At 39.9% G+C, this 6103-nt stretch carries 3 protein-coding genes and 1 pseudogene; 1 reads left to right on the plus strand and 3 read right to left on the minus strand.

Translation table 11 applies throughout. From position 1 onward, the window contains the following. Window positions 1-90 precede the first annotated feature (90 nt). Window positions 91-894 carry a PEP-CTERM sorting domain-containing protein gene (locus tag AC1F2U_RS26915; RefSeq protein WP_480263885.1) on the minus strand — a complete coding sequence of 268 codons (804 nt, stop codon included), beginning with the start codon at window positions 892-894 and terminating at the stop codon, window positions 91-93. A gap of 318 nt (window positions 895-1212) precedes the next feature. Beyond that, window positions 1213-2625 (minus strand): annotated as a pseudogene (locus AC1F2U_RS26920) (AAA-like domain-containing protein); the annotation flags it as partial. A gap of 474 nt (window positions 2626-3099) precedes the next feature. Between AC1F2U_RS26920 and AC1F2U_RS26925 the strand changes: the two are divergent. Further along, window positions 3100-4650 (plus strand): PAS domain-containing protein, encoded by a 1551-nt coding sequence (locus AC1F2U_RS26925; RefSeq protein ID WP_480263886.1) that lies wholly within the window; start codon window positions 3100-3102, stop codon window positions 4648-4650. A 347-nt stretch (window positions 4651-4997) separates the two neighbouring features. On the opposite strand, the gene AC1F2U_RS26930 is transcribed toward AC1F2U_RS26925, so the two are convergent. Beyond that, on the minus strand, window positions 4998-6103 hold a 1106-nt coding region (locus tag AC1F2U_RS26930; protein WP_480263887.1), incomplete at its 5' end, for an SIMPL domain-containing protein.

Genomic DNA, 6103 nt, shown 5'->3' on the forward strand with positions numbered 1-6103 from the left:
CCTTATTTTCTAAAATTATTTGCTCACAAGGCACTGATTTTTACAATTCAGCTTAAGCCTTGTGAGCTTTCTTACAACAGGCTTTCAGGTTTAAAACGTCTTCCTAAGTCCGCTGTCTTTTCTTCTTTTCAGAACGATACCAAAACTAGCTACCATCAGAGTTCCGAGAAGGCTAGCGGGTTCTGGAATAGAAGTTTCATTTATAGGTACTATGATTCTTAAATTTGCCAAACTAGCGTTAGTTATGGTCATGGATGTTACGCCTGGGAAACCTGGGATATCAGACTGGAAATCAAAGACCGTGGGAGTTAAATTACCATTGGGATTACTATATCGCTCCCCATATCCACTCACTTCAAAAGTACCTTGATACTTCTTTCCGGTGTCTGGGTCGGTGACAGTACCAGTGTAGAAAGCTTTTGTAAGATTAAATTCGTCTTGAACTACTCCTTGAAATGTGGTTCCTGGCAATTGTCCCTGGTAAAGAAAGGTAGTCAATTGACCGCCAGAAAGAACTGGCGATGTCAGAACACCATTAAACGAGACAATTGGAATACCTTTAAAGTCAACAAAGTAATGCAGACTTCCATCGGAGCGTGTTTCTACCTGTAAATAGTCTGATTGGTATACAGGAACATAATTAGGATTATTATTAGTACCTAAGTTCCGGTAATAAGTTCCAGTATCATCCGTATCAATACGAGTAATACTATTATTTAAATTTGGATTATTTCTGGGAAGTTCGATAGTTCCTGATAATGTACCAGTGCTTTGAATTGTGATGAATTGAGCAGCAATTGCACTTGCTCCACTCATAGCGATCGCGACTGCCGCAAGACAAGTGCTGCTAACAGCTGCAAAACCTAGCTTAATCCCTGATGAACTCACTTTCATTAACAAACTGTTCCTTTAATTGTCGATGGTAAACACACCTAATCTGCTGAGATTAATTGCAAATATTTCTCATGCATGATTTATTATTCCCAAGCTGGTGATAGAAGTTTCATCGGCAACAAAAAGTCTTGTCAATTGCTATTTTTGTTCTTGCGTATGCAGAGTATGCTGGAGACAATCGCCTTATTAATCAATTTCAATCTCGTTATTTGATTCTAAGCTTTAGATTAAACTACAACGCGATCGCGTCCTTTAATTTTTACCTGATTAAGTATTTCTTCGGCAGAATTAACCAAAGTAGCGGCGATTAAATAATTAAGTTAGTTCATCTAAACTAAAGAGGACGGACAACTGTTGATTTTCTTCTTTCAACCATTCAATATAAGTATTATTGAAATGCTCACTTTTTTTAAGATATTGTTGGAAATATAACCGATATAATTCACACGCAGGAGTACTGCGATCGCCTTCTAAATTAATTAGCCCTATACTTTGTAATTTATATGCCAATCTTGGCTCTAATTTTACATAATTTGTAGTATTAATCACTTCATAAAAAGCATCTCCCAATTCTGGCTCATCTCGAAGTGCTAGTACATACTGCTTTAGACATTGGTTATAGATTCCGGCTTCTGTGGGTGCTTGTTGCAATAACTGTCCTAAATCTCCTTTTAATCCGCCTTTACCCACAAGCTGATACAATGCCAATCGCACTAAATAAGGATTTCCTCCCACCATTGCCATCAAACTATCGGCATCTTTACCATCTGTCCAATCTAACCCGTGACGTTGTGCTAAATCCTGCACCTGCTCTTTCGTAAAGGAAGGTAAATTAATTGTCAAACCAATATTAAATGGCGATTGAGTCAGTTTTATGGGAACAAGAATTTCTGTTGAATAAACCAGAACCAGACGCAGTTTTTGCCAAATTTCTACCCTTTTGGCTTGTTCGTGCCACGATCGCACTAATGGTAGCAACTCTCCAGCAATTTCCTGAGACTCAAATACCCAATCCACCTCATTTAATACTAAAACCAGGGGACTTGAGAGGGCAGGTAGTAAATATTTTTGGAAATAGATAGAGCAGCTGACTTTGCTACCCATATCTTCATCCCAATAATCATTGAGTTTTGTTTCTAGCTGTAACTCCCGACTAACATTGGCACAGAACCAGCGCAAAAATTTATCCAAACTGGCAAATACTGCTTTGTCTGCTTGCTGAAAGTCCAAAGTTACGGTGCGAAAGCCTTGCTTGTTAGCGCGTGCAAGCAACCGGAGAATCAAAGAGCTTTTCCCCATCTTTTTGGGCGCTTTGATGCAAATTACACTCCCTGGTTCAGCCATTTCTGCGTAAGCGAGTTCTTCAATTGGCGGGCGAGGAATGTAAAATCTGGAATTAAGAGATACTGGGCCAGTAGGGAATTCTAAGGATATCGCTGTGGCGGCTCGGTTGAATTCCTTAATTAACTGCTGATGCACTTCGCTAAAAGGATGATTTTCTAGAGTCTGGCGAAAGTTAGATTTATGTATTGGTTCTTTGCAAAAATTACTCAGTACTTGCCATAAATGAGCAGCGATTTTCTTGACACGTTCCTCGCCGTAGTGCGCTTCACTGGCTATATTGGTGTAGGTTTTTCCTTCCCACGAAGAACGCAATATCAATTCTTGGAGCGTCGTTAAACCGGTTGCTTGACTGGCTTTTAGTAGCAATACTAGTTCATCTATAGTCATTACTCATTGACTCTAATTCAGTATGATATTTTTTCACACCATTCAGCTTTAGAAGTCAATGTCGGCTGCCTTGTATGCATAGCAGCCAGACCTGACTCAAAAAGCTACAAAAAAGCCTTGACAATTTTTTGCATCCTGAAATTATTTAGCGTGATTCAATCATAGAATTTTTTTTACAAATTTTTCGGGGTTTTTAGGTAATTATATGTGACTTGAACTACTTTTTTTAGACATATCTTAGAATGTAGATGCACAACAATGTAGCGATTTTTTCTAAAAGATTGCTATTGCGATCGCAACAGAGGTTACATTCTTGTAAATTCCATCTGAATTTATGATATGGGCTGATATATCCCTGACCTAAGTTACAGCCTAATAAATCAATTAGGCGATTTGTCCATAACTGAATTGTTAGGGTGCTAAAACAGCGTAGAGAGAAAGCTACAGAATATCTTCCTCATCGTACCAGCAGCTATGCATATCCAAGAACCCGCTACTCATGAATCGGAAGCTCCATTTTCAGTACAAGATTCTCAAAGTTTCCCAGAAGCCAAAGACTTATCTCTAGAAAATTTAGATACTTGCCAATGCTCACAAGCCGCCTTACAAATGGCATTAATCGCTAGTGGCTTGGGGTTGTGGGATTGGAATCTGGTAACTGACAAAACCTATTACGATCCCCAGTGGAAAAGCATCCTGGGATATAAAGTAGACGAAATCGACAACGATTATAAATCTTTTGAACAACTGGTACATCCACAGGATTTACCAAGAATTCGCCAGGTATTGCACGATTATCTCCAAGGATACACACCTGTGTTTGAAGTCGAATTGCGAATGTTGACTAAAGCCGGGGAGTGGAAGTGGATTTTGACTTGTGGCAAAGTATTTCAACGGGATAAATTCGGTAAACCAGTGCGGATGGTGGGAACGCACAAGGATATTAATCAGGATAAGGCGATGTCTACGACGGGCTGCGCCTACGCTACTCAACAATACCAACTATTTGAACAACTCCAAACCGAAATTGCTCAACATCAGTCTACCGAAGATCAAGTTAAGGAAAAATCACAACAGCTAGAAACTACCCTCGAAGAACTCAAATATACCCAAAAGCAGTTATTGCAGAACCAGAAAATGGCTAATCTCGGTCAACTGGTGGCGGATATGGCTAACGAAATTAACAACCACGTTAGCTCGATCTCCGGCAATCTCCATCCTGCTAGTAAATACGCTGAAGATTTAATCAGAATTATTGAACTTTACCAATATTACTATCCCACGCCTACCCCAGTTATTGCCTTACATTTGCAACACCTTGACCTTGGTTTCGTGAAGACAGAATTTTTAAAATTACTGTGGTCAATGCGAGCCGGTTCTGAGCGCGTGAAAGATATTGTTTTCGCCTTGCGGAATTTTTCCACCTCTGACGAAGGTCAAATGAAAAAGGTTGACCTGCATGAAGGATTTAATAGTGTTCTCAGGATTTTGCAACATCGGCTCAAAGAAAAACCTGATAGAGCAGAGATTAAAGTAATTAAAACCTTTGGTGAATTACCCTTGATCGAGTGTTACCCCGGTGAACTGAATCAGGTATTCATGAACATCTTGACTAATGCCATTGATGCTTTAGAAGAGAGGATGAAGCATGATGATTCTTTCACTCCAAAAATTTTGATTCATACAGAAGTTGTTAGCAGTCATTTATCATTGGTCAATAATAATGAACCTTGGGTAAATGACAAACTACTAGGGAAAAAGCACAAAGTTATCATTCGCATTTTTGACAATGGCAAAGGTATACTTCCCCATATCCAAAAACATATATTTGAACCGTTTTTTACAACCAAGCCAGTAAGCAAAAGTCAAGGACTAGGGTTATCAATTAGTCGGCAAATTATCGTTGAAAAACATCAAGGTAAACTTAAGTGTAATTCTCAATTAGGTCAAGGGACAGAGTTGGTGATTGAGATGAATACAACAGCAAGACACTATGCCGCGATTAGAAAACACGCCAACTTTTAGGTAATTAACCTTAAACAGGAGGTGTTAATTTTTGCAAGTCGATGCATTAACAATATCTGAGTTTGATAGATTTGGTATAGCAGTTGTCAGGTAGATTAGGACATAATGACAAGCGTAAATCTCAGGAATAGCAAGGTTTTTACCTCCTGCCTCCTGCCTCCTGCCTCCTGCCTCCTGCTATATTGTCTTTTGAACACCTAAATTACAGCACAAGCCATCAGTACACTTCCTACGATAATCACTGCGTAGGCGCAAAAGGAAAAAGTCAACACCTACACCACCGATAAGAATGACAAGTGGCGCGGTGTAGTCGCGCCACGTGCTTGTGAAACTTGCATAAGTCCTGATTAAGCAAATTGCTGCAATCCATTAAGAGGTAGATCGAGAATCACTGCTGAATTTGGAGAATAACCGATATCTAAAGAAACACTAGCTTTTATCGTCTGAGGACTACCAATTATAGGAGTTGTAGTACCTAGTGCAAAAGTCCTATCTACTGTTAGATTAGATACCAAAGGAGATGGTCTAGGATTGTCATTTGAGTTGATATCAATGTCAATAATCTGTCCGGGGGTTAACTGCAAGGTACTAAAAACAACCTGAGCTTGAGCTTTAGCATCTTTAACAGCTTCGCTCAGAACTTGCAGGCGTGCCTGCTGCAATACTTCGTCTGAGGCAGTGAAGCTGATATTCTGTATGACATTTGCGCCTGCTTGAATAGCTTTGTCAATTGCTGCCCCAGATTGATTTGTTGGTAACTCAAACTGAAGTGTGTTGAGACCTTCAAAGCCGGTGAGAGTTTGAGTACCATTTTCAAAGCTATAGACAGGATTTAGTTGAATAGATGTAGTTTGAAGTTCCTGCGCCCCAAGCTTTTGCAGTACATCAACCACCGCAGTTGAACGTTGAGCAACTTGTTCTTGAACTTCGGTTGCAGTTTTTGCCTGTACTTTAATCCCCAATTGTATATCAGTTAAAGTAGTGGCAACACTGACCTCTCCTTGACCAGTAACTTCCAATATCTGAGCAGTGCTACCAATGAGGGGATCGGCGATCGCAACACCCGGATTTATCACACCGATGAGATTATTAGCAGCCGAAGCAAGAGTCTCTGCTGAATTTGGAGAATAATCGATATCTAGAGAAACACTAGCTTCTATCGTCTGAGGACTACCAATTATAGGAGTTGTACTAGCTGCTGCTGAAACCCTATCTGCTGTTAGATTAGACACCAAGGGAGATGGTCTAGGATTGTCATCTGAGTTAATATCAATGTCAATAATCTGTCCGGGGGTTAACTGCAAGGTACTAAAAACAACCTGAGCTTGAGCTTTAGCATCTTTAACAGCTTCGCTCAGAACTTGCAGGCGTGCCTGCTGCAATACTTCGTCTGAGGCAGTGAAGCTGATATTCTGTATGACATTTGCGCCTGCTTGAATAGCTTTGTCAATTG

It is taken from the genome of Nostoc sp. LEGE 12454, from assembly GCF_056620565.1.